The organism is Kribbella sp. CA-293567, from assembly GCF_027627575.1.
Classification (GTDB): domain Bacteria; phylum Actinomycetota; class Actinomycetes; order Propionibacteriales; family Kribbellaceae; genus Kribbella.
The window spans coordinates 1,356,286-1,382,044 of record NZ_CP114065.1 but is presented as its reverse complement, the minus strand read 5'-3'; the positions used below and the strand labels follow the sequence as shown (position 1 = coordinate 1,382,044).

Annotated in this window: 24 protein-coding genes; 3 read left to right on the top strand and 21 right to left on the bottom strand. The window is 69.5% G+C overall.

The genetic code is table 11. From position 1 onward, the window contains the following. Nucleotides 1-201 precede the first annotated feature (201 nt). Nucleotides 202-1,914: a GMC oxidoreductase gene (locus OX958_RS06680; RefSeq protein WP_270136281.1), complete on the bottom strand. Its 1,713-nt coding sequence runs from the start codon at nt 1,912-1,914 to the stop codon at nt 202-204. Further along, entirely contained in the window at nt 1,911-3,503 is a 1,593-nt protein-coding gene (locus OX958_RS06675) for a succinic semialdehyde dehydrogenase (RefSeq protein ID WP_270136280.1), read from the bottom strand. The genes OX958_RS06680 and OX958_RS06675 overlap by 4 nt, the downstream gene beginning before the upstream one ends. 163 nt (nt 3,504-3,666) lie before the next feature. Between OX958_RS06675 and OX958_RS06670 the strand changes: the two genes are divergently transcribed. Then, nucleotides 3,667-5,106 carry a hypothetical protein gene (locus tag OX958_RS06670; RefSeq protein WP_270136279.1) on the top strand — a complete coding sequence of 480 codons (1,440 nt, stop codon included), beginning with the start codon at nt 3,667-3,669 and terminating at the stop codon, nt 5,104-5,106. Between the two features lie 32 nt (nt 5,107-5,138). Here OX958_RS06670 and OX958_RS06665 read toward each other — a convergent pair whose 3' ends face one another. The 9 genes from OX958_RS06665 to groES form a co-directional block, all read right to left on the bottom strand. Then, nucleotides 5,139-5,546, bottom strand: coding sequence for a hypothetical protein (locus OX958_RS06665; RefSeq protein WP_270136278.1), 408 nt, complete (start codon nt 5,544-5,546; stop codon nt 5,139-5,141). Between the two features lie 52 nt (nt 5,547-5,598). Next, the gene (locus OX958_RS06660; RefSeq protein WP_270136277.1) at nt 5,599-6,333 is read right to left on the bottom strand and encodes an alpha/beta fold hydrolase; all 735 of its coding nucleotides are present in this window, start codon (nt 6,331-6,333) and stop codon (nt 5,599-5,601) included. Beyond that, nucleotides 6,330-7,436: a GuaB3 family IMP dehydrogenase-related protein gene (locus tag OX958_RS06655; protein WP_270136276.1), complete on the bottom strand. Its 1,107-nt coding sequence runs from the start codon at nt 7,434-7,436 to the stop codon at nt 6,330-6,332. Before OX958_RS06655 ends, OX958_RS06660 begins: the two co-directional genes overlap by 4 nt. A 47-nt stretch (nt 7,437-7,483) precedes the next feature. Continuing rightward, a complete protein-coding gene (locus OX958_RS06650) occupies nt 7,484-7,933 on the bottom strand; it encodes a hypothetical protein (protein ID WP_270136275.1) in 450 nt (149 codons plus the stop codon). A gap of 107 nt (nt 7,934-8,040) precedes the next feature. Then, on the bottom strand, nt 8,041-9,552 hold the full coding sequence (gene guaB / locus OX958_RS06645; protein ID WP_270136274.1) for an IMP dehydrogenase: 1,512 nt from the start codon (nt 9,550-9,552) through the stop codon (nt 8,041-8,043). A 147-nt stretch (nt 9,553-9,699) separates the two neighbouring features. Next, nucleotides 9,700-11,181, bottom strand: a complete 1,482-nt coding sequence (locus OX958_RS06640) for a hypothetical protein (RefSeq protein WP_270136273.1) — start codon at nt 11,179-11,181, stop codon at nt 9,700-9,702. Then, entirely contained in the window at nt 11,174-11,794 is a 621-nt protein-coding gene (gene shbA, locus OX958_RS06635) for an RNA polymerase sigma factor ShbA (RefSeq protein WP_270136272.1), read from the bottom strand. Before shbA ends, OX958_RS06640 begins: the two co-directional genes overlap by 8 nt. Nucleotides 11,795-12,651: 857 nt before the next feature. After that, nucleotides 12,652-14,271, bottom strand: a complete 1,620-nt coding sequence (gene groL / locus OX958_RS06630; protein WP_270136271.1) for a chaperonin GroEL — start codon at nt 14,269-14,271, stop codon at nt 12,652-12,654. Between the two features lie 120 nt (nt 14,272-14,391). Then, nucleotides 14,392-14,688 (bottom strand): co-chaperone GroES, encoded by a 297-nt coding sequence (gene groES / locus OX958_RS06625; RefSeq protein ID WP_270136270.1) that lies wholly within the window; start codon nt 14,686-14,688, stop codon nt 14,392-14,394. 326 nt (nt 14,689-15,014) lie between these two features. On the opposite strand from groES, the gene OX958_RS06620 reads away from it, so the two are divergent. Together OX958_RS06620 and OX958_RS06615 are read left to right on the top strand one after the other, a co-directional pair. Next, a complete protein-coding gene (locus OX958_RS06620) occupies nt 15,015-15,626 on the top strand; it encodes a peptidoglycan-binding domain-containing protein (RefSeq protein WP_270136269.1) in 612 nt (203 codons plus the stop codon). Between the two features lie 22 nt (nt 15,627-15,648). Further along, a complete protein-coding gene (locus OX958_RS06615; RefSeq protein WP_270136268.1) occupies nt 15,649-16,833 on the top strand; it encodes a class I SAM-dependent methyltransferase in 1,185 nt (394 codons plus the stop codon). A 115-nt stretch (nt 16,834-16,948) separates the two neighbouring features. Here the strand turns inward: OX958_RS06615 and OX958_RS06610 are convergent, their stop codons facing one another. The 10 genes from OX958_RS06610 to OX958_RS06565 form a co-directional block, all read right to left on the bottom strand. After that, a complete protein-coding gene (locus OX958_RS06610) occupies nt 16,949-17,674 on the bottom strand; it encodes an alpha/beta hydrolase family protein (RefSeq protein WP_270136267.1) in 726 nt (241 codons plus the stop codon). A gap of 438 nt (nt 17,675-18,112) precedes the next feature. Then, on the bottom strand, nt 18,113-18,613 hold the full coding sequence (locus tag OX958_RS06605) for a GNAT family N-acetyltransferase (protein WP_270136266.1): 501 nt from the start codon (nt 18,611-18,613) through the stop codon (nt 18,113-18,115). Beyond that, a complete protein-coding gene (gene tsaD, locus OX958_RS06600; RefSeq protein ID WP_270136265.1) occupies nt 18,610-19,665 on the bottom strand; it encodes a tRNA (adenosine(37)-N6)-threonylcarbamoyltransferase complex transferase subunit TsaD in 1,056 nt (351 codons plus the stop codon). Before tsaD ends, OX958_RS06605 begins: the two co-directional genes overlap by 4 nt. Next, nucleotides 19,658-20,128, bottom strand: a complete 471-nt coding sequence (locus OX958_RS06595) for a GNAT family N-acetyltransferase (protein ID WP_270136264.1) — start codon at nt 20,126-20,128, stop codon at nt 19,658-19,660. Before OX958_RS06595 ends, tsaD begins: the two co-directional genes overlap by 8 nt. After that, the gene (gene tsaB / locus OX958_RS06590) at nt 20,125-20,793 is read right to left on the bottom strand and encodes a tRNA (adenosine(37)-N6)-threonylcarbamoyltransferase complex dimerization subunit type 1 TsaB (protein WP_270136263.1); all 669 of its coding nucleotides are present in this window, start codon (nt 20,791-20,793) and stop codon (nt 20,125-20,127) included. The genes OX958_RS06595 and tsaB overlap by 4 nt, the downstream gene beginning before the upstream one ends. Before the next feature lie 2 nt (nt 20,794-20,795). Then, nucleotides 20,796-21,830 (bottom strand): tRNA (adenosine(37)-N6)-threonylcarbamoyltransferase complex ATPase subunit type 1 TsaE, encoded by a 1,035-nt coding sequence (tsaE, locus tag OX958_RS06585; RefSeq protein WP_270136262.1) that lies wholly within the window; start codon nt 21,828-21,830, stop codon nt 20,796-20,798. Then, a complete protein-coding gene (locus OX958_RS06580) occupies nt 21,827-22,978 on the bottom strand; it encodes an alpha/beta fold hydrolase (RefSeq protein ID WP_270136261.1) in 1,152 nt (383 codons plus the stop codon). Before OX958_RS06580 ends, tsaE begins: the two co-directional genes overlap by 4 nt. A gap of 4 nt (nt 22,979-22,982) precedes the next feature. After that, entirely contained in the window at nt 22,983-24,131 is a 1,149-nt protein-coding gene (gene alr / locus OX958_RS06575) for an alanine racemase (RefSeq protein ID WP_270136260.1), read from the bottom strand. Nucleotides 24,132-24,146: 15 nt separating this feature from the next. After that, nucleotides 24,147-24,794 carry an HAD family hydrolase gene (locus OX958_RS06570; RefSeq protein WP_270136259.1) on the bottom strand — a complete coding sequence of 216 codons (648 nt, stop codon included), beginning with the start codon at nt 24,792-24,794 and terminating at the stop codon, nt 24,147-24,149. 9 nt (nt 24,795-24,803) lie between these two features. Then, nucleotides 24,804-25,757: a LysR family transcriptional regulator gene (locus OX958_RS06565; RefSeq protein WP_270136258.1), complete on the bottom strand. Its 954-nt coding sequence runs from the start codon at nt 25,755-25,757 to the stop codon at nt 24,804-24,806. Nucleotides 25,758-25,759 lie beyond the last annotated feature (2 nt).

Genomic DNA, 25,759 nt, shown 5'->3' with positions numbered 1-25,759 from the left:
GCGACCCGATCCCAAAGCGCCGGGCGCCTCACCCCGGCTTGAGAAGGCCCCTTGGGAAACGATTTGGGCGGAAACGTTCCCGAGGGGTCTTCTCCCTTTTGTGAGAAAGGCTCAGGAGAAATCCTGAGCCTTTTTCATTTCCCCCGGACTTGGTTGACTGCCCGGTAACCTCACGGATTACCGGGCCTTGCCGTCAGTGCGTCACGGTTGCGTTACAGCGCGTTCCGGACCGGTGATCTCGACAATAGGAAGTCGCAGTGCTCCGGGAGCTTCGGCGGGCACCACCGGCTTGCGCGGTGTGACCGCCGCCACCCTCCGGTACTCCGATCCGGGCGCCGGCCGACTGTCCTCGTCGCCCTTGTTGGGCCAGAAGGACAACGCCCGCTCGGCCTGCGCCGTGATGGTCAGCGACGGGTTGACGCCCAGGTTCGCCGAGATGGTCGAGCCGTCCACGATGTGCAGCCCCGGATGCCCGTAGACCCGGTGGTACGGATCGACCACGCCGGTCGCGGCGGAGTCGCCGATCGCGCAGCCGCCGATGAAGTGCGCCGTCATCGGCACGTTGAACGGTTCGCCGATGGTGCCACCCGGCGTACCGCCCATCAGCTTGGCCATCCGGCGGACCACCTCGTTGGCGACCGGGATCCAGGACGGGTTCGGGGCGCCGTGGCCCTGTTTCGAGGTCAGCCGCCAGCGGCCGAACCGGTCCCGCTTGCCGAAGGTGGTGATCGAGTTGTCCTCGGTCTGCATCACCAGCGCGATCACGGTCCGCTCGGACCAGTGCTTCAGGTCGTACAGCCGGCGCAGGTTCTTGCGCTGGACACCCAGCTCGCGCAGCCAGGTGCGCCAGCGTGGCCGGTCGCCGCCGCCATCGGTCAGGACGGTCTGCAGCAGCGACATCACGTTGCTGCCGCGGCCGTACCGGACCGGCTCGATGTGGGTGATGTCGTCGGGGTGGAACGACGAGGTGATCGCGACGCCACGGGAGTAGTCGACGTCCCGGTCGCGGGCGATGGCTCCGAGCAGCGACTCGGAGTTCGTCCGGGTCAGCACGCCGAGCCGGTCGGACAGGTGCGGCAGCTTGCCCTGGTCCTTCATCCGGTGCAGGAGCTTCGCGGTGCCGAGGGCGGAGGCAGCGAAGATCACCTGCTGGGCGGTGAACCTGCGGACCAGCTTCCGGTTCGACGTCCGCCGGGTCTCGATCGCGTAGCCGCCGCCGGGCAGCTCCTCGACCGACGTCACCGTGGTCATCGGATACACCTGGGCGCCGGCCTTCTCGGCCAGGTACAGGTAGTTCTTGGTCAGCGTGTTCTTGGCGTTGTGCCGGCAGCCGGTCATGCACTCGCCGCAGTCGGTGCAGCCCGAACGCCGGGGACCGGCACCACCGAAGAACGGGTCGTCCACCTCGACGCCGGGCTCACCGAAGAACACGCCGACCGGGGTCGGATGGAAGGTGTCCCCCACCCCCATGTCGTCGGCGACCTGCTTCATCACCTTGTCCGCCGGGGTGAAGCCGGGATAGGTGGTGACGCCGAGCATCCGCTTCGCCTGGTCGTAGTACGGGGCGAGCTCGCTTCGCCAGTCGGTGATGTGGGCCCACTGCTTGTCGGCGTAGAACGCGCGCGGCGGCTCGTACAGGGTGTTGGCGTAGACCAGGCTGCCGCCGCCGACCCCGGCGCCGGACAGGATGATCACGTCGCGCAGCGCGCTGATCCGCTGGATGCCGTACATGCCGAACTTCGGTGCGAAGAGAAACCGCTTGGTGTCCCAGGAGTTCTTCGCGAACCCCTGGTCCTCGAACCGCGGCCCGGCCTCCAGGACCCCGACGTCGTAGCCCTTCTCGACCAGTCTCAGCGCACTCACACTGCCGCCGAATCCCGATCCGATCACGATGACGTCGTGGTCATGGATCATGCTCGGCCCAGTTTCTTCAGCACTCGCAGGGCTCCGGTCATCAGTTCGGCGTAGGCCTCGTCCTTGAGTCCGTGCGAGGCGGCGATCGGGAGCACCCGCTGGGTGGCGATCGCCTGCGGGTCGACGTACCGGCGGAGGCCTTCGGCGCCCTGGCGGCGGCCGAGGCCGGAGGAGCGCATCCCGCCCATCGGGGTGTCGATCGAGCCGAAGGTGGCGGCGTAGCCCTCGTTGACGTTGACGGTGCCGGCCACCAGCTGGGCCGCGATCGCGCGGCCGCGACGGCCGTCCTTGGTCCAGACGCTCGCGTTCAGCCCGTACTCCCCCTCGTTGGCCCGCGCGATCGCCTCGGCCTCGTCGGAGAACCGGTAGACCGAGACCACCGGCCCGAACGTCTCGTGGTCGAAGCACTCCATCTCCGGGGTCACTCCGGACAGCACGGTCGGCTCGTAGAAGAGCGGGCCGATGTCGGGTCGCGCCTTCCCGCCGGCCAGTACGACGGCACCGCGATCGCGCGCGTTGTCGACGTGCCGGCTGACCGTGTCGAGCTGGGCCTTGGAGATGAGCGAGCCCATGTCGACGTCCCAGCCCGTACCGGCCGAGAGCTTGATCCGCTTCACCCGGTCGACGAACGCGGTGACGAACGCGTCGTAGACCTGGTCGGCGACGTACAGCCGCTCCATCGAGACGCACAACTGACCAGCGCTGGCGAAGCACGCCCGGACCGCGCCCTCGGCCGCACGGTTCACGTCGGCATCGCGCAGCACGAGCATCGGGTTCTTGCCGCCGAGCTCGAGACTGCAGCCGATCAGGCGTTCGCCGGCCTGCTTGGCGACCAGCTTGCCGGTCTTGGTCGAGCCGGTGAAGCAGATGTAGTCGGCGTTCTGGATGAGCGCGCCGCCGACCGTCGGGCCGTCGCCGTTGACCGGCTGCCAGGCGTCGCGCGGCAGGCCTGCTTCGTAGAGCAGTTCGATCGCGCGCAGCGCGGTCAGCGGGGTCTGGCTGTCCGGCTTGTGTACGACGGTGTTGCCGGCCATGATCGCCGGCAGTCCGTCGGCCATCGCCATGCTGAGCGGATAGTTCCAGGGCGAGATGATGCCGACGACACCCTTCGGCACGAACCGCTGCTCGGCTCGGGTGAGCACCGGGAACATGCCCAGCTTGCGCTGCGGCGCGAGCAGTTCGGGGCCCTTGCGGCCGTAGTACCGGGCGGTCAGCGCGACGTGCGCGACCTCCTCGAAGGCCTGCTTGCGCGCCTTGCCGGACTCGACGATCACCAGGTCGACGAGTTCGTGCCGGTGGTCCAGCACCAGGTCGTGGTAGCGCAGCAGGATGGCGGCGCGATCGGCGATCGAGGTGCCCTTCCAGCTCCGCTGCGTCTTGCGCGCGGACCGGACCGCGGCCAGTACGTCGTCCGGATCGGACAGCGGCAACTCGGCCACCGGTTGCCCGGTCGCCGGCGCGTAGGAGGTGCGGGTTCCCGCCGAGGCGCGCAACAGACCGGCCAGCCGGCGGATCACCGACTGGTCGGTGGCGTACGACGCGGTCGGGTCGAGCTCGGGGTCGGCCGGGATCGAGGTCTGCTCGCTCATCCACCCAGGCTACCTGCCGGTAACAGCTTGTGTCAGTAGCGCGACTGGTGCCCGGCAGCACCCGGGTGCCACGGCACTGATGTTCCGGCGCCGAACGCACACATGTTGACGGCTGTTGGCGCTAGGGTGAGCGATTGAACCTGTGAAGGGGTGGAACGTAGAGATGGTGGACAGCGGGGGGCTCTGGACGCCCCCTGAGGACGAACTCGGCGAGGCTCTGCAGACGGCCCAGGTGCTGATCGAGGAGGGTCGCGCCGACGAGGCCGGGCCTTATCAGCAACGTGTCATCGAGCTGGCCAGGGAGCGGGCCGGGGATCGCCCCGACCACTACGAGGCCAAGCACCTGATGGCGGCGACGCAGTACGAGCTGGCCGGCTCCCTGAACGCCTCGGGCCGGCACGAGGAAGCGCTTGCCGCGCTGCACGAGGCCCAACTCGGGTACACCGAGCTGAGCGATGCCGGCGTACTGGACAGCACCTCGCTGCTGGCCGACGTCCGGGCTCGGCGTGCGATGACGCAGGCGCATCGTGGCCGCGGGGCCACCGCGGTCCTGGAGATGGACGGCGCGGTGATCGCCTACGGCCAACTGGTCGGCGGCAAGGACGGCATCCTGCACCAGCCCGACTTCGCCCGGGTGCTCGCGATGAACGCCCTGATCCTGCGCCGGTACGGCGATCCGGCGCTGGCCGTCGCCTCCGCCGACGCGGCCACCCAGCTGTTCCTCCAACTGGCCGACCAGATCAACGCCAGCTCACAGTCCCTGACGTACGCGCGCTACCTCTGCTCGGCGACCGCCGTCTCGGCCGACATCCACGCCGCCAACGGCCGGCTGGATCTCGCACTGGAGGCCGACGAGGTCGGCCTGACCACCGCCGACACGCTGGCCGACTCGGAGTCGGCGACGGACCTGCGCACGCTGGTCGCCGCTCTCACCCGCAAGGGCAAGCATCTCGGGATCGTCGGCCGCGTGCTCGAGGGCGAGAACTGCCTGCGGACGGCGCACGCGACCGATCCGGCTACAGCCGCCCTGGTCGCGGAGGAGCTGGATCGCGGCATCCCGCCGTCACTGACCACAGCGCTGGAGACGGCCGAGATCAAGCTCGGGCCGTACGAGCAGTACTTCCGGCTGGTGGCGCTGAGCGAGCCGGCGCCGGGAATGACCCTGGCGACGGTCTCCGGCCGGACCGATCCCGAGTCGGCCGCGGTCCGGGCCACCGAGCTGGCCGAACTGGTCCGCCCGATGCTCGCGCACGACACCGAGGCGGCGCTGACGCTGGGACTCGAGGCGCACTACCTGTTCGCGATCTCGTCGGAGCGCGAGTCGCACCGGATGCGGTACGAGACCAGTACCTACGCCCCGATCTGGGCCAAGGTGCTGCTCGACATCTCCGGCGCGTACCACGCGAGCGGGCAGATCGAGATGGCGCTCGACCTAGCCGGCTGGAGTGCCGAGGTCGCGACCGCGCTGATCCCGTTCACGATGACGGATCTCGAGATGAAGGTGCTGGCCGGCGCCTGCCTGCGGCACCACGGTGATCTGCTGGCCGCGAAGGGCGACTTCACCGGGTCACAGGACGCGCACGAGGCCGCCGCGCAGTTGTAGTTCCCGGCAGTCCCGCCCAGCAGTCGTAGCTGCTAGGAGTCCTGCAGGCCACGGTTCTCGGCGTGCAGGGCGCCGACGAAGAGGCCGGCCTCCAGCTCCGTCATGCCGGTCTCGCTGACCACCAGCGCGGTGGCCTGGTGCAGGTCGCCTGCCGCCTTGAGCGCACGGGTCCGCTCGGCCAGATTGTTGCCGGGCACCCGCAGTACCGGAGTGTCTGTCACCGGCGGGACGTAGCGGCCGAGCTGGATGTCGTCGACCAGGTCCTTCGCGTGCTTCAGGTGGATCCCGGTCCGGTCCCGCACGTACTTGACCGCGACCACCTTCTTCTTGGTGGTGAGCAGAAAACGGATCTGGTCGACGTCCTCCGAGGTCAACCGGGTCCGCGCCTCGGCCTGCACCACGTTGTCGACCTCGGTACGGCGGCTGCTGAACAGTCCCATGCGACCAATCCTTCCAGATCCATCCATTCCAGGTCGTCGCCAAGCTACCTGGTCAGCGCGTCCCGGCCAGGACCCGATCGACAACTGCCCAGGACTGCCCGCCGAAGGCCCGGTCGGCCACCTCGGTGCCGCCGCGGGCCATCCGCTGCCCGGCGGTCTTGACGTCCTCGCCCGGAAACACGATCCGGTGCCCGGCCGCGCCGTTGACCAGCACCTGGGTGAGCAGGTTGCCGCGCCGCAGCGCGAGCTGCTCCGCGAACCGTACCGACGGCCAGAGCTGGTCGTCACCACCGGCGAGCAGCAGGAGGTCGCCCTTGAACCGCTCGACCGGAATCTGCGCCGCCTCGGCCTGGGCGGCGTACCGCTCGAGCGACCGGCAGTAGAGCCCGAGGTAGCTCGGCGGATCGTCGGCCGGCTCCCAGTCGGGATCGAACGGCACGAACGGCAGCGGTTCGCCCTGCCGGGTGAACATCGAGGTCTGCTCGCCGGCTCCGATCCAGCCCCACACGTGGGCGCCGGGCGCGATCGCGACCACGGCGTCGACGCGCTCGTCGAAGCTGCCGAGCAGCAACGCGGCCACGGCGCCGTAGGACATGCCCATCACGGTCAGCCGGTCGTTGCGATCAGCCAACTCGTCCAGCGGGAAGGACTCCAGCGGGATCTCGCTGATCGGCCCGTCGAACCACTGCGGCGCGACGACGTCGTACCCGGCGGCCCTGAGGACAGCCGCACGGTCGAGATCGGGCTTCCCGCTCGACCCGTGCAGCAGCAGGACGCCGGTGGTCAACCGACGACCACCTCGACCCGCTGGAACTCCTTGAGCTCGGTGTAGCCGGTGGTCGCCATCGCGCGCTTGAGGGCGCCGACCAGGTTCATCGTGCCGTCCGGAACGAAGGACGGGCCGAACAGGATCTGCTCCATCGTGCCGCTGACGCCGAACTCGACGCGCTCGCCACGGGGCAGGTCGGCGTGCCAGGCCTCGGCACCCCAGTGGAAGCCACCGCCGGGAGCGTCGCTCGCGCGGGCCAGCGGAGAGCCGACCATCACGGCATCGGCGCCACAGGCGATCGCCTTGGCCAGGTCGCCGGAGCGACCGACCGAGCCGTCTGCGATGACATGCACGTACCGACCGCCGGACTCGTCCATGTAGTCGCGCCGGGCAGCAGCAACGTCAGCGACAGCACTAGCCATCGGTACGGCGACGCCGAGCACCTTGCGGGTCGTGTGGGCGGCACCGCCACCGAAGCCGACCAGTACGCCGGCCGCGCCGGTCCGCATCAGGTGCAGCGCGGCCTGGTGCGTCGCGCAGCCACCGACGATCACCGGCACGTCGAGGTCGTAGATGAACTGCTTGAGGTTCAGCGGCTCGGCCTGGCCCGAGACGTGCTCGGCCGACACCGTCGTACCGCGGATGACGAACAGGTCGACCCCCGCGTCCACGACGTGCTTGGCGAACTGCTTCGTCCGCTGCGGCGACAGCGCACCGGCCACGGTCACGCCGGAGTCGCGGATCTCCTGCACCCGCTGGGAGATCAGCTCGGGCTTGATCGGCGCCGAGTAGATCTCCTGCAGCCGGACGGTCGCCCGCTCCTTGCCGAGAGTGGTGATCTCCTCCAGCAGCGAGGTCGGATCGTCGTACCGGGTCCAGAGGCCCTCGAGGTTCAGTACGCCGACCCCGCCGGCCTTGCCGATCGCGATCGCGGTGGCCGGCGACATCACCGAGTCCATCGGCGCGGCCAGGATCGGCAACTCGAACCGGTACGCGTCGATCTGCCAGGCGACCGAGACCTCCTCGGGGTCGCGGGTCCGCCGCGACGGCACGATCGCGATGTCGTCGAACGCGTAGGCCTGCCGCCCGCGCTTCGCGCGGCCGATCTCGATCTCGGTCATGGGGTCACCTTACCGAGGTGACCCCCTGACGACAGCGGGCAGGGAGGTCAGCCGGTTTGGCGGACGGTGTTGTAGTAGGTGTCGGCGATGAAGTCGCACGGACCACGGTGCGGGTTGTCGGAGGCGAACGCCCAGGCGCACTGTTCGTGCATCAGATTGAAGAACAACCGGTCGCAGGCATAGGTGTTCTTGCCGCCGGCCTCCTCGCACATGTCATGCCGGGCGCAGGGCCCGCGGAAGTCGACGTGCGAGCCGGGCGGTACGTACGGGACGTCCGGTGACAGCGTGCAGTAGTCGTGCCAGGCACCCCGGCTGGTGTCGTAGACGTAGTTCGACGGGATCGGCACGAAGGCCGCGTACGCCGGGACCAGGGAGAAGCCGAGCGAGGCGGTCAGCGCCAGCAGGAAGAGTGAGATCCTGCGGATGACCGCCCCTCGGCGGGAGGTTCGGATCGGCGGAGTCTGGTCGTGAGTTCGGTCGAGCGTGCTTGATGACATCGAGCGCACCTTCCAACAGACGACGAGCTGGGTCGGTCACCCATTCTCGTCCTGTTGCGCGGCACACACCTTCGGAGGGCGTGGCGCGGACCGTAAATCAGTGACCGTCAGCGGCCGGAGTAGTTCGGGGCCTCGACCGTCATCTGGATGTCGTGCGGGTGCGACTCCTGCAGGCCGGCCGAGGTGATCCGGACGAAGACGCCTTTGTCCTGCAGCTCCGCGACGGTGCGCGATCCGCAGTACCACATCGACTGGCGCAGGCCGCCGATCAACTGGTGCGCGACGGCCGACAGCGGGCCGCGGTACGGCACCTGGCCCTCGACGCCCTCGGCGATCAGCTTCTCGTCGCTGCCGACGTCGCTTTGGAAGTAGCGGTCCTTCGAGTACGACTTGCGCAGGCCGCCGGACTGCATCGCGCCGAGCGAGCCCATCCCGCGGTACGCCTTGAACTGCTTGCCGTTGATGAAGACCAGGTCGCCGGGCGACTCCTCGCAACCGGCCAGCAGCGAGCCGAGCATCACGGTGTCCGCGCCGGCGACCAGCGCCTTGGCGATGTCACCGGAGTACTGCAGGCCGCCGTCACCAATCACCGGTACGCCGGCCGGCTTGCAGGCCAGGGACGCCTCGTAGATCGCGGTGACCTGCGGGACTCCGACACCGGAGACTACGCGCGTCGTACAGATCGAGCCCGGGCCCACGCCCACCTTGACGCCGTCGGCACCGGCGTCGACCAGCGCCTGGGCACCGGCGCGGGTGCCGACGTTGCCACCGACGATGTCCACGCCGCGGGTGGCCGGGTCGGCCTTGAGCTTGCGGATGATGTCGAGCTGGGCCTGCGAGTGACCGTGCGCGGTGTCGACCACAAGAACGTCGACGCCGGCCTCGATCAGCGTCATGCCGCGCTTCCAGGCCTCACCGAAGAAGCCGATCGCGGCACCGACCACCAGCCGCCCGGAGGCGTCCTTGGTGGCGAGCGGGAACTGGTCGCGCTTGACGAAGTCCTTCAGCGTGATCAGGCCGGTCAGCTTGCCGGCCTCGTCGACCAGCGGCAGCTTCTCGATCTTGTGCCGGCTGAGCAGCTTGATCGCGTCGTCGGCGCTGATCCCCTGCGGCCCGGTGACCAGCGGCTGCCGCGTCATCACCTCGTGGATCGGCCGGCTCGGGTCGTTCTCGAAGCGCATGTCGCGGTTGGTGACGATGCCGACCAGGACGCCGGCGTTGTCGACCACGGGCACGCCGGAGATCCGGTACTGCCCGCAGAGCGCGTCGGCCTCGCCGATGGTCGCGTCCGGGCCGATGGTGATCGGCTGGGCGATCATGCCGGACTCGGAGCGCTTGACCAGGTCGACCTGCTGGGCCTGGTCCTCGATCGAGTTGTTGCGGTGCAGCACGCCCAGACCGCCCTGACGGGCCATCGCGATCGCCATCCGCGCCTCGGTGACGGTGTCCATCGCGCTGGAGACCAGCGGGATGTTCACCTCGATGTTGCGGCTGACCCGGGACTTGGTGACGGCCTCCGACGGGATCACGTCGGACTCGTTCGGTTGCAGCAGCACGTCGTCGAACGTCAGGCCGAGGACGGCGAACTTGTCGGGAACTCCAGCGGGTGTGATGTCCATGAGGAAGGCAAGCACCTTTGCACGGCGAGAACGGGGCCCCATCCTATGCCGCGGCTGCCCGCCGTCCCGAATCGGTCCTGCTCAGCCGGTCAAGTGATCCCCTGCGGCGGGGACCACTTGCCGGCCGCGTGCCCTGTTCGGCTTCGGTCAGCGGTCGGTCATCGGGTTGTTCAGCAACCCGAGGATCTGCCGGATGGTGACCGGTGCCACCGAGCCGTGCGCCCGCGCGATCGCGGCGTGCCGGCCCTCGGCGTAGTGGCCGCTGGAGTGCTTGCCCTTCGCGTACTGCGACCTGGCCCAGCCCAGCGCCGGCTTGGTCCCGGCGTGCTTGCCCTTGCCCGAGAAGCCCCTGCCGACGTACTGCTGCAGCCGCTCGGGGTCCTTGACCGGAGTGCTGGTCTGGATCGGCCGAAGCGGAAGGACGCTGTCGACGAGGTCCTTGACCGGGTCGGCCGGCTTCTGGTCGCCCTGGTCACCGGTCTGGTTGCCCGTCTCGGGGCTCGGCTGGTCGCCACTGGGCTTGTCGTCGCCGGGCTTGTCGTCGCCGGGCTTGTCGTCGCCGGGCTTGTCGTCGCCGGGCTTGTCACCAGGCTGGTCGTCGCCCTGCGGGTCACCGGTCTGGTCGCCACCCGGGGAGGTCTGCTCGCCGCCGTTGTCGCCGGTGCCGGGGCTCGGCACTGACGGCGGTGGGGTGACCGGAGCGCTCGGCGTACCGCCGCCCGGCAGCTCGCCCGGGTTCCCGGTCGACCCGTTGTTGTCGCCACCCGGGGCCGGAGTGGTGGGCGGCGTACTCGGTGGGTTCGTCGGTTCCGTGGTCGGCGGGTTCGTCGGCTCGGTCGTCGGCGGGTTCGTCGGTTCCGTGGTCGGCGGGTTCGTCGGCTCGGTCGTCGGCGGGTTCGTCGGCTCCGTGGTCGGCGGGTTCGTCGGCTCGGTGCTGGGTTCGGTGGTGGGCTGCTCGACCGGAGTCTCCGGCTGGACCGGCTTCTCCTCCGGCGCGACCGGCGGCGGCACGACCGGCGTCTCGATCAGCAACTGCTGCTCGCTCTGCGGCATCGCGCGGGCCAGCGGCGGCTTCGCCGCGGACATCACGGCGGCCTCCGGCTCGGTGGCGACCTCGGCGGCGTCCTTCGCCTTCTCGCCGGCCACCCGCTCTGCGGCCTGGGCCTGGAAGTTCTTCGAGACCTTGACGATCTTGGTCTTGTCGACCACCGGCAGACCCTCGAGCTGGTCCTTCGGGAAGCTCGTCTCGTCCCGCAGGCCGTCGACGACCTTCTCGATCACCTTCTCGTACGGCGACAGCGGGTCGCCGTTGACGGCCGCGGCCACGCCGGAGACCGACAACGCGGCCACCGCGGCGACACCGAAAGCCAGGCTCCGCGCCGCCATCTTGCGGGCGAACGGATCCGTCACCGGGTTCAGGGCGGCACAGCGCGCCAGGAAACTCTCCGGATCGTCGATCGTCTCCACCGGGAGCTCGTCCTCGACCTCCACCGCCAGCCGCAGACCGGCCAGCAGCTTCAGGGCCGGGTCGTGCTCGCCCGCCTCCCAGGCGGACTCCCCACCGGCTGCAAGCAGGTCGAGCAGCGCGTCATCGGCCTCTATCGCTTCTAGATCAAAACGGTCAGCCATGTCGCTCCTCCCCTGCCCCTCGTTCCGACTTTGCCTCATGCCCCACAAACCCCCTGAGCGTGTTCAACGCCCGATGCTGTGCGACCCTCACCGCCCCCGGTGTCATCCCCAGTGCCCGGCCGGTCTCCTCGGCTGACATCCCCGCTACCACCCGGAGCCGCAGGATCTCCCGCAACTTCTCCGGCAATCTGTCCAGCAACCCCACGATGTGCTGGACCTCCGAATGTCTGACCGCGTGCTCCTCCGGCGTCGGCGACTCGTCCGCCCCGTCCGGAAGATCCGGCGTCGACAAGTCCGCCACCGCGAACGCACGCTGCGCATCGGCGACCTTACGCGCCGCGATGCCGTAGACGAAGGCCTCGAACGGCCTCCCCTCGTCGCGGTACCGGCCCAACGCGCCGAACACCGCGACACAAACCTCCTGCGCGACGTCGTCGACCATGTCGGCGCCACCGGGATACGTCCAGAGCCTCGACCGCACGTAGCGGTGGGCAACAGCACGGACCCGGGTGAGCAGGTCGTTCAACGCCGTCGAGTCACCCGCGCCGGCCAATGCGGCGAGATCACGCAACTCCACGCGATCATGGGTGTGCGGCACTTGGACCTCGGTCACCCTCGCCCCCTCGTTCACGGACCGGTCAGCGTGCAAGAGAATACGGCCCACTCCCCCCTTTGCCTAGTGGCAATCGGTGAGAACCGAGCTTTTTTCACTACAAAGCGTGATCGCTGCGCCGAGCGGTCGGGCCGTACTGCGGACGCCCACGCCGGCTCCTTCGTCGCCTGCTCCCCACCCCCAGCTACCTCGTTCCTTCGTCGCTCGTCCCGCTGCCATGACTGCAAGGTGATCCGGGGGCTGTCTGGCGGGATGGTGTGACATGACTCCTGTCGTCGCACTGATGGCATCGCGGCGACTCGGCTGGCAACACAGCGGCGGCGACCAGCAGTTGGCGGCCCAGCCCGGCTCGGCGGCTGAAACTCATAGCGGGTGCAGCAGCCAGCGGCAGGCGACTCGACTCGGTGGCTGCAACGCATCGCAAGGTGCAGCAGCCAGCGGCTCGGCTCGCAACTCATCGCGGGTGCAGCAGCCAGTGGCAGGCAGCTCTACCCGGTTATTGCACCCCATCCCGGGGTGCAGCGACCAATGGTGGGCGGCTCGGCTCAGTAGCTGAAACGCATCGCGGGGGGTGCGACCAATGGTCGGCGCTCGACTCGTGACTGCAACTCATCGCGGAGTGCAGCGGCCAGTGGTTGAGCGGCTCGGCTCAATGGCTTGCAGCGCATCGCGGGATGCAGCGACGGAGGGCTGCCTACCACTGAACGCAGGGGGCGCAGCAGCTGTTGAGCGGCGACGCAGGAGCCGCGAGCCAGGGGTGGGCGGGAGCGGGCGACGAAGGAGTTCGCGTGGGAAAGAAGAACTGCCCGGCCGGTCCAGGAAAGGACCGGCCGGGCAGTTCGGGGTACTGCGAAGAATCAGTGACCGTGGCCGTGGCCGTGACCGGCTGCGGCGGGCTCTTCTTCTTCGGGCTTGTCGACGACCAGCGTCTCCGTGGTGAGCAGCAGGGCGGCGATGGAGCCGGCGTTGGCGAGCGCGGAACGCGTCACCTTGACCGGGTCCAGGACGCCCTGGGCGAGCAGGTCGCCGTACTCACCGGTGGCGGCGTTGAAGCCGCTGCCGACCTCGAGCTCCGCGACCTTGGCGGTCACGACGTAACCCTCGTAGCCACCGTTCTCGGCGATCCAGCGCAGCGGCTCGACGACCGCCTTGCGGACGATCCGGACGCCGGCGAGCTCGTCGCCCTCCAGGTCCAGGCCGTTGTCCAGCACCGCGGCGGCGTGCACGAGAGCCGAGCCGCCACCGGCGACGATGCCCTCTTCGATCGCCGCACGGGTCGCGGAGACCGCGTCCTCGATCCGGTGCTTCTTCTCCTTCAGCTCGACCTCGGTGGCCGCGCCGACCTTGATCACGCAGACGCCACCGGCCAGCTTGGCCAGCCGCTCCTGCAGCTTCTCGCGGTCCCAGTCGGAGTCGGTGCGCTCGATCTCGGCCTTGATCTGGTTGACCCGGGACTCGATCTCGTCGGACTTGCCGGCACCCTCGACAACAGTGGTGTTGTCCTTGGTGACGACGATCCGGCGGGCGGTGCCGAGCACCTCGAGACCGACCTGGTCGAGCTTGAGGCCGACCTCGGGCGCGATCACCTGGGCGCCGGTGAGCGCGGCCAGGTCCTCGAGCATCGCCTTGCGACGGTCACCGAAGCCCGGCGCCTTGACGGCGACGGAGGTGAAGTTGCCGCGGATCTTGTTCACGACCAGGGTCGACAGCGCCTCGCCGTCGACGTCCTCGGCGATGATCAGCAGCGTCTTGCCGGACTGCACGACCTTCTCCAGCAGCGGCAGCAGGTCCGCGACCGCGGAGATCTTGCCCTGGCTGATCAGGATGTACGGGTCGTCCAGCACCGCTTCGCCGGCCTCGGCGTCGGTGATGAAGTAGGGCGAGATGTAGCCCTTGTCGAACTGCATGCCCTCGGTGAACTCGAGCTCGGTGCCGAAGGTGTTCGACTCCTCGACGGTGATGACGCCGTCCTTGCCGACCTTGTCGAACGCCTCGGCGATCAGCGAACCGATCTCGGCGTCGCGGGCGGAGATGGTGGCGACGTGGGCCATGTCGCCCTTGTCGTCGACCGGACGAGCGGTCTCGATCAGCTTCTTCGAGACGGCCTCGACGGCGGCCTCGATGCCCTTCTTCAGGCCCATCGGGTTGACGCCGGCCGCGACGGCCCGCAGGCCCTCGTGCACCAGCGCCTGCGCCAGCACGGTCGCGGTGGTCGTACCGTCACCGGCGACATCGTTGGTCTTGGTGGCAACCTCCTTGGCCAGCTGCGCACCGAGGTTCTCGAACGGGTCGTCCAGCTCGACCTCACGGGCGACGGTCACACCGTCGTTGGTGATGGTCGGGGCGCCCCACTTCTTGTCCAGCACGACGTAGCGGCCCTTGGGCCCCAGCGTCACCTTCACCGTGTTCGCGAGCTTGTCGACGCCACGCTCCAGCGCGCGCCGCGCGTTCTCGTCGAACTCGAGGATCTTCGGCATAGAAAACAAGTCCCTCTCTGAGTTTCAACAATGGTGCCCGCACGCCCCGGAGAACCGACTCCGCTCCAGTGCCGGAAAGTCGGCACCGGAGCGGTATCAGTCAGGAACTGCAGGCGATCGTCACTTGGTGACGACTGCGAGGATGTCGCGAGCGCCCAGGATCAGGTAGTCCTGGCCGTCGTACTTGACCTCGGTGCCGCCGTACTTGGAGTAGATGACCTTGTCGCCGACGTTGACATCCAGCGGAACGCGGTTGCCGTTGTCGTCGATGCGGCCGGGGCCGACAGCGAGGATCTCGCCCTCCTGCGGCTTCTCCTTGGCGGTGTCCGGGATGACCAGGCCGGACTTCGTGGTCTGCTCGGCTTCGAGCGGCGCAACGAGGATACGGTCCTCGAGCGGCTTGATCGTGACCGACACTTGCTGACCTCCACGGTCGAGTTCTTGGTGAGTTCAAGGGTGGTGCGGGTGGCCGTACGCCGCTGCCGTCGCGGGGATCAGAGGCCGGGCCACCTGGCACCCTCGGGTGGAGAGTGCCAACACCGAATCTAGGCCGCGATTAGCACTCGGTCAACTCGAGTGCCAGATTCTCGCCACCGGCGAACACGCTGCGGCCGGTTCCACCCCTTGTGACCACCTGGACGCTTTCCGCCACCGAGGGCTGGCTAGACCCCACCTGCTCGTGGGACCGTCGTCTCCGTAGGGTTCCCGGCCGCCCCGGGATCGACTGCTCGAGGAGAGTCCCCATGGCGCTGCATCTCCCGTCATTGCCGAAGCTGAGCCCCCGCAAGCTGGTGGTGATCGCCGCGATTGTCGCCAGTCCGTTCGTGGTCGCCGGCCTGGCCGCCAACGGCGCGAACGACTCCTCGTCCAGTGGCGCCGACAGCGCTGCCCCAGGCGGCGGTGCGCCCGCAGTACAGATCAAGGCCGACGCCTCAGCCGCGGCCGGCCAGCGGATGGACGCAGCGGCGGCGGCTACTCCGCAGTGCCTGTACGCCCGGCTGGTACCGGTCGGCAGGACCGGCTGGGGCGTCCCCATGCCGTCGGTGTGGAACAGCACGAGCACCACGTGCAACCTCATGCTCGGCGACGACCCGTACCGGACGACGTCTCGCCGAGGCGACCCCGACACCGCCATCCGGACGCTGCAGCGCAACCTGAACTACTGCTACGGCTACAAGCTCACAGTGGACGGTGTCTACGGCAGCAACACCCGTGGAGTGATCAAGGCGGTCCAGAAGCGGCACAAGCTGGCCGCCGATGGCATCTACGGCCCCAAGACCCGTTCGGCGATGAACTGGCGCCTCTTCTCCAGCAAGACCAACACCTGGAGCAAGGCCTGCTCCAGCCCGCTCTAGCCGTCCAGGCAGACTTGGCCGGGTGGACCCCTCATCGATCACGTTACTGCTCACTAGCGACGGGTCCGCAGTACTGGCTGAGACCTGCGCCGCCTTCACGCCTGGCGGGGAGCTGAAGCTGGTCGAGCGACTCAGACGCCGGTACGACGCTGCCGTGGTGACCGCTGCGGTGACGCAGGCGTCACTACGGCATCGCGCGGCTGCCAAGTTCGGCGTCACCGACGCAGCGCGGATGTACTTCACGCCGGACGGCCTGGAACAAGCCACCCGGACGACTGTCGGCGTGCACCGGGCGGCACGGATAGCCCACACCCTCCCCGGAGCAACAGTGGTCGATCTGGGCTGCGGCATCGGCGGCGACCTGATCAGCGCGGCCCGAGCTGGGTTGCGAGTCACCGGAGTCGAGCGCGATCCGGCGACGGCCGCAGCGGCTCAGGCCAACCTCGCGGCACTGGGGCTGGCCGGTGAGGTGCTGGTGGGCGATGCCGAGGCGCAGGACGTTTCGCAGTACGACGTGGTGTTCGCCGACCCGGCACGGCGGGCGGACGGGAGGCGGGTGTTCGACCACAACGCCTATTCGCCGCCCTGGTCCTTCATCACCGACCTCCTGACGGGTACTGCCTGCGTGAAGGTGGCCCCGGGTATCCCCCACGACGCCGTACCCGAAGGCGTCGAGGCGGAGTGGGTCAGCGATGCAGGAGAGGTCAAAGAGGCTGCACTGTGGTCCGGCAAGCTCTACGCCGGTACTACGCGCCGCGCGACCCTACTGCCCAGCGGCGCGACAGTGACGTCGGCGCCTGAGGTCGAGAGCGCGCCTGTCGGGCAGTACATCTACGAGCCGGATGGAGCCGTCGTCAGGGCCGGCTTGGTCACGGCTGTTGCAGCAGCGGTCGACGGGTGGCTCGTGGATCCACGAATCGCGTATGTCAGTAGCGACACCTTGGCGGCGACGCCGCTGGCCTCGGCGTACGAGGTGATCGAAGAGCTTCCCTACAAGGAGAAAGCCCTGCGCTCCTGGGTCCGCGCGCACGGGATCGGCACGTTGGAGATCAAGAAACGCGGGGTTGATTTCGACCCGGCGGTGCTGCGCAAGAAGCTCTCCCCGAAGGGCTCGGCCACCGCCACGCTGATCGTTACGCGGATCGGCCGCGACGCTGTCGCCTACTCCTGCCGCCGACTTGCGCTTCCTCTACATTCGAACATATGATCGATCCCACGAGCGGGCTCCTGGCCGGCTCGCCGACGGACGAGGTGCTGCGTCTGTTGCCGCTACCTGGCCAGGAGCCCGCCACTAAAGCGGTCCGTTCGAGCACTTGCTGGGGCTAGAACTGGCCGACGACACGGCGACGGAGGCGGGATTTGGCGATCTCGAGAACACCATGGAGGGGTGCTTCCGCGCGGCCTGATCGGGGTAGCTGATCGAGGTGATCGGCGTCGGTGGTGAGGGCGCCCGCGGTGCCTTGGACGAAGTCGCGGACGAGGGCGTTCCAGTCCGCGCTACGCCCGAGCATCGTGTGGTCCGAGCCGTCGACGGCGATCAAGGCGACCGGCGTGCCCGCTTTTCGTAGACGCTTGGCATAGGCGGCGGTCAGTGCCGGGGAGGTGACTCGGTCGGCCGTGCCATGGGCCATCACCACGGGGCCCTGCGGCTTGACCAGCGGCTCTCCTGCCGGAAGCCACGGGGCGAGGGCCAGGGTGCGGTCGACCAGCGGGTGGTTGCTGACGGCAACGACAGCGCGGCCGCCCATCGAGTGTCCGATCAGGAGCACTCGGGTGATCCGTGCGGGCAGCCGGTCGAGAACCGCCCGGAGGTCGGTGGAAGCGTGTGCCTCAGCGCCGTTCCAGCCCTGGTAGCGGTAGCGCATCAAGCCGACCGCGGAACCGCGGGCGGCGGAGATCGCCACCGAGGCGAACGGCCACATTCGCAGGATCGGTGCGCGCCAGTCGCCGGTCGGAGCGAGCGACGCCTCCTGCCCACCGTGGGCGAGCAGGATCAACTCGGTGGCATCAGCAGGCGACCTCAGCAGGTCGATCCGAGGGAACGTCACCTCTCACCACCCGAGGTCGAGTTCACGCCAGAGCACGTCAGCTCGCCTCGCCAAGACAGCGAGGTCAGATCAGATCGCATCAGCTCGCCGCCGTCCGCGAAGCCGAGTTCATGCCCAGACAACGCCAGATCACTTCGCGAAGACGCCAAGGTCACGCCGGAGCACATCAGCTCGCCGCCATCCGCGAAGCCAAGTTCATGCCCAGACCACGCCAGCTCGCTTCGCGAAGACGCCGAAGTCACGCCAGAGCACATCAGCTCGCCGCCGTCCGTGAAGGTGCCCAGGACAGAGCCGCATCCAGGTCAGCGAGCACGAGGGGCACGCCGGACCACGTCAGCTGACCTCGCGGAGACGCCGAGGTGACGCCTGACCGCATCAGGTTGCCGCATGCCGACGGATCAACGGCAGACAAGGCGGATTCGCAGCCCTGCATCGGGGTCACGAGTGGTTCCGCGCGTCGGCTGGTGTTGCGGCGAGCTCTGCGCCGCCGTCGTTCTGGCCGTACAGGATCGTCGCGTCGCGGTGGATGGTCAGCAGGCGACTCGGGTCTGCGACGTCGTCGAAACCGTACGACCGGTAGAGCTCGTGCGCATCGGCCGTTGCCAGGATCAACCGTCGCAGGCCTTGCAGCTCGGGATGTTCCAGCAGCGTCGACACGACGAACTTGCCGAGCCCGCGACCACGATGCGACTCCAGCACGAACACGTCGGCGATCCAGGCGAAGGTCGCCCGGTCCGTCGCCGCCCGCGCATAGGCGACCTGAGCGCCGTCGGCGTCGTACACGCCGACGTTCAAAGACCCGGTGATCGCCTTCTGCATCAGGTCGCGGGAGATCCCCGCCGCCCAGTACGACGTACTGATGAAGCCGTGCACCACGTCGAGATCGACCCGCGCGACGTCGTCGTCGGCGACGAATCCGTCACCTCGCTCCCACCTCACGAGTTCAGCACCGTCGTGATCGGCATCGACGAGTCGGCCGGCAGCCCCAACGGAGAAGGCGCCTTGCCCGCTCGCACGAGCTCCGACCCGAGCGCAGCCACCATCGCGCCGTTGTCCGTGCACAACCCCGGCCGCGGCACCCGTACGGCGATGCCGGCCGCCGTGCAGCGCTCTTCGGCCATCGCCCGCAGCCGCGAGTTGGCCGCGACCCCGCCACCGATCAGCAGATGTTCGTACCCACGGTCCTTGCAGGCGTCGATCGCCTTGCGGGTCAGCACATCGCAGACCGCCTCCTGGAACGCGGCGGCGACGTGGTTGATCGGCACGTCCTCACCGTCTCGCCGCTTCGCCTCGACCCAGCGCGCGACCGCCGTCTTCAGACCGGAGAAGGAGAAGTCGAAGCGGTGCCGCTCCAGGTCCTTCTGGCTGGTCAGCCCGCGCGGGAACCGGACGTAGAGCGCGTCGCCGCCATCCCGTGCCGCCTTGTCGACATATGGACCTCCGGGGAACGGCAGCCCGAGCACCCGCGCGACCTTGTCGAACGCCTCGCCGGCCGCGTCGTCGATGGTGGCGCCCATCGGCTCGACGCCGACGGTGATGTCCTCGACGGCAAGCAGCGACGAGTGACCGCCGGAGACGAGCATCGCGATCGCGCCCTTGGGGATGTCGCCGTGCTCCAGGGTGTCGACGGCAACGTGAGCGGCCAGGTGGTTCACGCCGTACAAGGGCTTCTCGAGCGCGAGCGCGAGTCCCTTCGCCGCCGCGACTCCGACGAGCAGCGCGCCGGCCAGGCCGGGGCCGCTGGTGACGGCGATCGCGTCGACATCGGACGGTTTGATCCCGGCCGTCTCGCAGGCCCGGCGGATCGTCGGCACCATCGCCTCGAGGTGCGCGCGACTGGCGACCTCGGGCACGACGCCACCGAACCGGGCATGCTCCTCGACACTGGACGCGATCGCGTCGGCGAGCAGCGTCTGCCCACGCACGATGCCGATCCCGGTCTCGTCGCACGAGGTCTCGATCCCGAGGATCAACGGCTCGTTCTCACTCATCAACCCGCTCCAACCGATGCTGTTCCTGCCACTGCATGATCACTGCGTCCTCGCCGCCGGCGTAGTACCCGCGCCGGCGGCTGATCTCCCCGAACCCGAACCCCCGGTACAGCGCCCCGGCCGATTTGTTGCCTGCAGCAACTTCCAGCAACACCGTCCGGCCGGCACATCGCTGCAGCGCCGCCGTCATCAACTGCCCACCGACCCCCGTACGCCGCTCCGCCGGGCTGACCGCGATCCGGAGCAGCTCGACCGGGTCCTCGGTCACCGGAGGCACCAGCAGTACGACGTACCCGACCGGATCGCCCTCGTCCGCCACCAGCACCACCCGATCGGTGCCGAGCCGGGCGAACTCCGCGCCCCACGACTCGGCGCTCCAGGCGGGGTCGCCGAAGCAGATCTGGTCAAGCGCTACCAGCGCTTCGAGATCGGACGTGACTGCTGAGCGGATCGCTGGTCTCACTTCGGCAGCACGCTCTTGGGTCCCCCGGACATCGTGACGTCGGGGCGGCGCAGGTAAAGCGGATCCGGCGCGACGACCTGCAACGTGCCGGTCGCCACTCCGAGAGCCAGTACTTCGGCCGACGGGTACTCGATGACGTCGCTGGTCTCCAACCCGAGTACTTCGCCGTAGAGGATGGCGCCCCGGCCGATCACCGGCAGCCCGGCCAGCACGTGTGCGACGTCGGCCGGCCGATCCACTGCCGGCCCTTCCAGCCGTCGCCGGCTTCCGTCCGCCGCAGGGCCGTCGTACAGGGCCCAGTAGATTTCCTTGCGCCGGGCATCGGTTGCGACCGCCACCGGCAAGCCGAGCGACGACTGACGCGCGAGTACATCGAGGCTGCAGACCCCTGCGACCTCGATCCCCAGCACGTCGGCCATCGTGCGTGCGGTCACCAGCCCGACCCGCAGTCCGGTGAACGGCCCTGGCCCGACGCCGACGGCGATCTTGGTCAGATCCCGAGGTGTCGCACCCGCGACAGCCAGTGCGTCGGCGATGGCCGGCGCCAGCAGTTCCCCGTGCCGCAAGGCGTCCACGGTCGAGGACGAAGCGATGGTGGCACCCGTCACCGGGTCGGCCAGTGCGACGGTGACCGCGGCGCTGGAGGTGTCGAAAGCGAGCAGCATCGTCAGTGCCTCTCCGGCTCCGCCGAAGCGGCAGAGGTGGTGGATGGGGTGGGCAGCGCCGCCCCCGGATCGGCAGCCGGCTGCGCCGGCGCCGCAGAGTCAGCCGCAGAGTCGGCCGAAGGCGCCGCCGTGAGGTGGATCCCTGTCTCGGCCCAGCGGGAGCCTGCCGGACTGATGCGGAGGTGGCGAGTTTCGTCGGTGTCGTCGTCGCCTCGGGTGACCACGATGTCGAGACGGTCCGGCGCCAGCGCCTCCGCGAGCCCTTGCCCCCACTCGACGACCGTCACCGCGTCGTCGAGGCTGGCATCCAGGTCCAGGTCGTCCAGCTCGGCCAGGCCGCCCAGCCGGTAGGCGTCGACGTGCACCAGCGCGGGTCCGCCGGACAGCGACGGGTGGACGCGGGAGATCACGAAGGTGGGCGAAGTGATGTCGCCGCGGACCTTCAGACCGGCACCCAAGCCCTGGGTGAAGGTGGTCTTCCCGGCCCCGAGATCGCCGGACAGCACGAGCACGTCACCGGCCCGCAACTGCCCGGCCAGTTCCTCGGCGATCGCGCGCATGTCCTCGGCGGCCGGTACGGCGAGCCCGATCGGCATCGCCTTGGCGTAGATCAGGTTCTGGCCTTCGCGCGCGACGACCGAGTAGCCACGCCGCCGCCAGAACTCCACCGTGTCAGGCAGTTCGACCCGAGCGACCAGCCGCACCCGCCGCAACCCGCGCGCCCGGGCGACGTCCTCCGCGCAGCCGACCATCGCCGAGGCCACGCCACGCCCCTGGAAGCGCGGGTCGACCGACACCCGGCGCAGGCCGAGCACGTCACCCGTCACGTCGTACAGCATCGCGCCGGCCGGCTCGCCGCCGATCCGCACCAGCAGGCCGCCGTACTTCGCCACCGCCTCACGCACCGTCGTGGCGTTCTCCGACAGCGCGGTCGAGGGCGGATCGAGGGTACGGCGGGCGGTGAAGGCGTGGTGGATCACCGCGACGATCTCGTCCACGTGCTCCGCGGTCGCGTCCACCACGTGCAGGTCGGTCATGTCTGTCCCAGGGCTAGTTCGGCCCGCTCGATCATCCCGAGCAGGGCCGCGGTGAACTCACGGTGGTGCTCGATCAGCCCGAGATGGCCGCAGTTCGGCACCTCGACCAGCTCGGCTCCCGGCACGTGCCGGACGATCTCCTCGGAGTGCTCGAACGGCGTCAGGTGGTCCTTGTCGCCACCGATCACCACGCACTCCACCTTCTGCAGCGGCTCCAGCGCGCCGTACTTGTCGTGCAGCGCGAAGATCGGGTAGAACTCCGCGATCACCGAGATCGGCGTCGCGGCGATCATCTCGTTGACGAACTCGGTGAAGGCCGGCGGCACCTCGGAGCCGAACGAGTACTTCCGGGTCAGCAGGTAGCTGATGTCGGTGCCCGCCTTGCGGCTGCGCTCGACCACGTCCGGGATCCGCGCCAGCGCGGACACCGTCGGCGTGGCCAGCGTGCGGACCAGCATGCCGATCCGGCCCGGCAGCGCGATCGGCACCTGGTCCAGTCCGCCGGCGCTGGTCGAGCACAGCCCGACCCCGATCACCCGGTCGCCGAACAGTTCGGGATGCGCCTCGGCCAGCGCCATGATCGACATCCCGCCCATCGAGTGGCCGATCAGGACCACCGGACCGGTCGGCGCGAACTCCGTCAGGATCCCGTACAGGTCCCGGCCGAGCTGCTCGATGCTGACGTTCTCCGTCGAGGAGCGCCCGGACCGCCCGTGCGAGCGCTGGTCGTAGAAGACCATCGTGCCGATCCCGGCCAGGTCGCGGCGCTCGAAGTGCCAGCAGTCCATGTTCAGCCCGTAGCCGTGCAGGAAGATCAGCGTCAGATCCTCCATCGGCGCCGGCGCCGGCACCTTGCGGCGGAGCCTGCCTCGCTTCGCCGAAACCGAACCCTGAGCCGAAACCGAAGGGTCGGCCCGCCGGGACCGCTTCAGCTCGTCGACCTCGACGTACAGCTCGACACCGTCGTCGGCCGTGAACACGTGCGGCGTACCGCGCAGCGAGCCGAACGGCTCCGCCTCGAGCTGCGCGCGCTGGCCCGACCGGCGGCCGATCAACTGCCGCTCGACGGCCACGCCGGCCGCCGCGCCTGCCGCGAGCACACCGACCGCGGCGCCGATCAGACCGGCAGTGCGTCCCACCTTCGCCATCCGGTCACCTCCCGCTGTCGACGTACCGGCGGGGGATGCGGGCGCCCAGCCGGGTGACGATCTCGTAGTTGATGGTTCCGGCCGCATCGGCCCAGTCGTCCGCGGTCGGTTCCCCTTCGGTACCCGGACCGAAAAGCACGACCTCGTCGCCCGCTCCGGCCTCGTCGTCCTCCAGGTTGACCACGCTCTGGTCCATGCAGATCCGGCCGACGATGGTACGACGCCGCCCGGCGACCTGGACCGGCGCACCGTTCGAGGCGTGCCGCGGCAGCCCGTCGCCGTACCCGAGCGGGACCAGTCCGAGCGTCGACGGTTTCGGCGCTGTCCAGGTCAGCCCGTAGGAGACACCCGCGCCGGCCGGCACCCGCTTGACCATCGCGAACCGCGCGCGCAACGTCATCGCCGGCCGCAGCCCCAGCTCGTCCGACGGCAGCGCAGGCCCGAACGGGGACAGCCCGTACGTCGCGATGCCGGGCCGGACCAGATCGAAATGGGTCTCCGGCAGCGCCAGCGTGCCGCCCGAGTTCGCCAGATGCCGCAGTCCCGGATCGATCCCGAACGACTCCGCCACCTCGACGGCCGAGGTGAACGTCGCCACCTGCGCCTCGTTGACCGGGCGCTTCGGCTCGTCCGAGGACGCCAGGTGCGACCAGATGCCGGCGATCTCGATCCGTCCCGTCCGCACTTCCGCGAGCGCGGCGCGGATCAGCGCCGGCCACTCCTCCGGTACGGCGCCACCGCGGCTCATGCCGGTGTCGATCTTCAGGTGCACCCGGGCCGGCCGGTCCGTCACGCCACCGGCCAGCTCGGCGATCTCCCAGGGCGCGGACGCGGAGAGGTCGATGCCCTGGGCAATGGCTTGTTCGAGCGGCTCGCCGGGGGTGGTCAGCCAGCAGAAGATCGGCCCGGTGTCACCGGCCTCGCGCAGCGCGAGCGCCTCGTCCAGCACCGCGGCGCCGATCCAGTCGGCGCCGGCCTCGCGCGCCGCCCGGGCGACCGGAATCATCCCGTGCCCGTACGCGTCGGCCTTGACCACCGTCATCAACCGCGCGGTGCCCGCGCACGCACGCAGCGTGGCCACGTTGTGGCGGATCGCGCCGAGGTCGACGACCGCTTCGGCACGAACGTTCGAGGGAGCTGCAGGCTGTGACATGGCTTCACCAGTGTCTCAGGCGCTTCGGATCAGCTCCGGCAGGGCGGCCATGTCGTGGAACACGGCGGTCGCGGTGGACAGCTTCGCCGGGTCGGTCATCGCGGCGTACCCGAGCACCCGCATCCCCGCCGCGTTGGCGGCGGCGACCCCGAGCGGGCTGTCCTCGACCACCACGCAGTCCGCCGGTTTCACGCCGATCGTGCCGGCCGCGTGCAGGAACAGGTCAGGAGCAGGCTTGCCGAGCCGGACGTCCTCGGAACTGAAGATCCGGCCCTCGAACCGGTCCCAGAAGCCGACCGTGGTCAGCGCGGTGTGGATCCGGCGGTGCGTCCCGGACGAGGCCAGGCAGTAAACGGTGCCGTCGGCATCCAGCTGATCCAGCACCTCCCGTACGCCGGGCACCGGCCGCAGGTCGGCGAACCCGGCGAACAACCGCTCGTGGTACCGGTCCTCCAGCTCCGCCGGCAACGGCCGGCCCAGCTTGGCCTCGGCCTGTTGGCGCATCGACACCATGCTGCCGCCCATGAAGTCGCGCACGGCCTCCTCGACCGTGTACAGCAGGCCTGCCTCGGTCAGCAGCTCGGCCAGGATCCCGTTCGCCAGCCGCTCCGAGTCGACCAGCACCCCGTCGTTGTCGAAGATCACCAGTCCAGGTCCGCTCATGCGGCGACCCTACGACAACGAGACCAGTCGCTCGGCGGTCCGCTCGGCCACCGCCCGCAGCGCCTCGACGGCGGTGACGACCGCCGCGTTGTGCCTCAGCTCGGCCCGCACCAACAGCCCGACCTGCCGCTTCGGCGAGGTCCGCACGGCCTGCACCGCCACGCCCTTTGCCGGTGCGGCGAGCAACGCCAGTCCCGGCAGCAACGTCACCGCGAGTCCTTCGGCCACCAGTCGTTGCGCGACCACGTAGTCATCGGTCCGATGCCGCACGTCCGGCGTGAACCCGGCGGCCTGTGTGGTGCTCACCAGGTTCTCCTCGCATCGAGGGCACCCCGCCACCCAGCGCTCCTCCGCCAGATCCCCCAGCGCGATCGGCCGGACCCGGCCCGCCAGCCGATGGCGAGCAGGCAGTACGGCGCGGAGCGGATCGTCGAGCAGCGGCAACCAGACCAGATCACCCTCCTGCTCGGTGTCCGTCCCTAGTACGGCCGGAGGGCTGCCGGCCCGATGCTCGAACACCAGCGCCAGGTCGGCGGCTCCGGAGATCACCAGCGCCCGGGCTTGCGGTGGTTCCGCCTCGGTCAGGCGTACTTCGAGGGCCGGCGCGCGTGCCTCGAGCTTTCCGAGCGCGGGCGGAACCAGGGTGGCCGCCGCCGAAGGGAAGGCAACCAGCGTGAGAGTGCCCAGCTCCATCGACGAGAAGGCCTGGAGCTCCGTCTCGGCAGCGGTCAGCCGGGCGGCCAGGGCATCGGCGTGCGCGAGCAACGCGGTACCGGCCTCGGTGAGCGTGATGCCGCGGACCGAGCGGAGCATCAGCGGGATTCCCGCGTCGCGTTCCAGCCGTCGCATGTGCTGGCCGACGGCCGGCTGGGTCCAGCCGAGCACGGCGGCCGCAGCGGACAACGACCCCAGGCGGGCCACCTCTCGGAAGATCAGCAGTCGCCTGGGGTCGAGGTCGGTCATCT

What these genes read in the sequence shown, in the direction of transcription:
- OX958_RS06680 (WP_270136281.1), bottom strand. Translation starts at nt 1,914, where the DNA reads ATGATCCATGACCACGACGTCATCGTGATCGGATCGGGATTCGGCGGC.
- OX958_RS06675 (WP_270136280.1), bottom strand. Translation starts at nt 3,503, where the DNA reads ATGAGCGAGCAGACCTCGATCCCGGCCGACCCCGAGCTCGACCCGACC.
- OX958_RS06670 (WP_270136279.1), top strand. Translation starts at nt 3,667, where the DNA reads ATGGTGGACAGCGGGGGGCTCTGGACGCCCCCTGAGGACGAACTCGGC.
- OX958_RS06665 (WP_270136278.1), bottom strand. Translation starts at nt 5,546, where the DNA reads ATGGGACTGTTCAGCAGCCGCCGTACCGAGGTCGACAACGTGGTGCAG.
- OX958_RS06655 (WP_270136276.1), bottom strand. Translation starts at nt 7,436, where the DNA reads ATGACCGAGATCGAGATCGGCCGCGCGAAGCGCGGGCGGCAGGCCTAC.
- OX958_RS06650 (WP_270136275.1), bottom strand. Translation starts at nt 7,933, where the DNA reads ATGTCATCAAGCACGCTCGACCGAACTCACGACCAGACTCCGCCGATC.
- guaB (WP_270136274.1), bottom strand. Translation starts at nt 9,552, where the DNA reads ATGGACATCACACCCGCTGGAGTTCCCGACAAGTTCGCCGTCCTCGGC.
- OX958_RS06640 (WP_270136273.1), bottom strand. Translation starts at nt 11,181, where the DNA reads ATGGCTGACCGTTTTGATCTAGAAGCGATAGAGGCCGATGACGCGCTG.
- groL (WP_270136271.1), bottom strand. Translation starts at nt 14,271, where the DNA reads ATGCCGAAGATCCTCGAGTTCGACGAGAACGCGCGGCGCGCGCTGGAG.
- OX958_RS06620 (WP_270136269.1), top strand. Translation starts at nt 15,015, where the DNA reads ATGGCGCTGCATCTCCCGTCATTGCCGAAGCTGAGCCCCCGCAAGCTG.
- tsaD (WP_270136265.1), bottom strand. Translation starts at nt 19,665, where the DNA reads ATGAGTGAGAACGAGCCGTTGATCCTCGGGATCGAGACCTCGTGCGAC.
- tsaB (WP_270136263.1), bottom strand. Translation starts at nt 20,793, where the DNA reads ATGCTGCTCGCTTTCGACACCTCCAGCGCCGCGGTCACCGTCGCACTG.
- tsaE (WP_270136262.1), bottom strand. Translation starts at nt 21,830, where the DNA reads ATGACCGACCTGCACGTGGTGGACGCGACCGCGGAGCACGTGGACGAG.
- OX958_RS06580 (WP_270136261.1), bottom strand. Translation starts at nt 22,978, where the DNA reads ATGGCGAAGGTGGGACGCACTGCCGGTCTGATCGGCGCCGCGGTCGGT.
- alr (WP_270136260.1), bottom strand. Translation starts at nt 24,131, where the DNA reads ATGTCACAGCCTGCAGCTCCCTCGAACGTTCGTGCCGAAGCGGTCGTC.
- OX958_RS06570 (WP_270136259.1), bottom strand. Translation starts at nt 24,794, where the DNA reads ATGAGCGGACCTGGACTGGTGATCTTCGACAACGACGGGGTGCTGGTC.
- OX958_RS06565 (WP_270136258.1), bottom strand. Translation starts at nt 25,757, where the DNA reads ATGACCGACCTCGACCCCAGGCGACTGCTGATCTTCCGAGAGGTGGCC.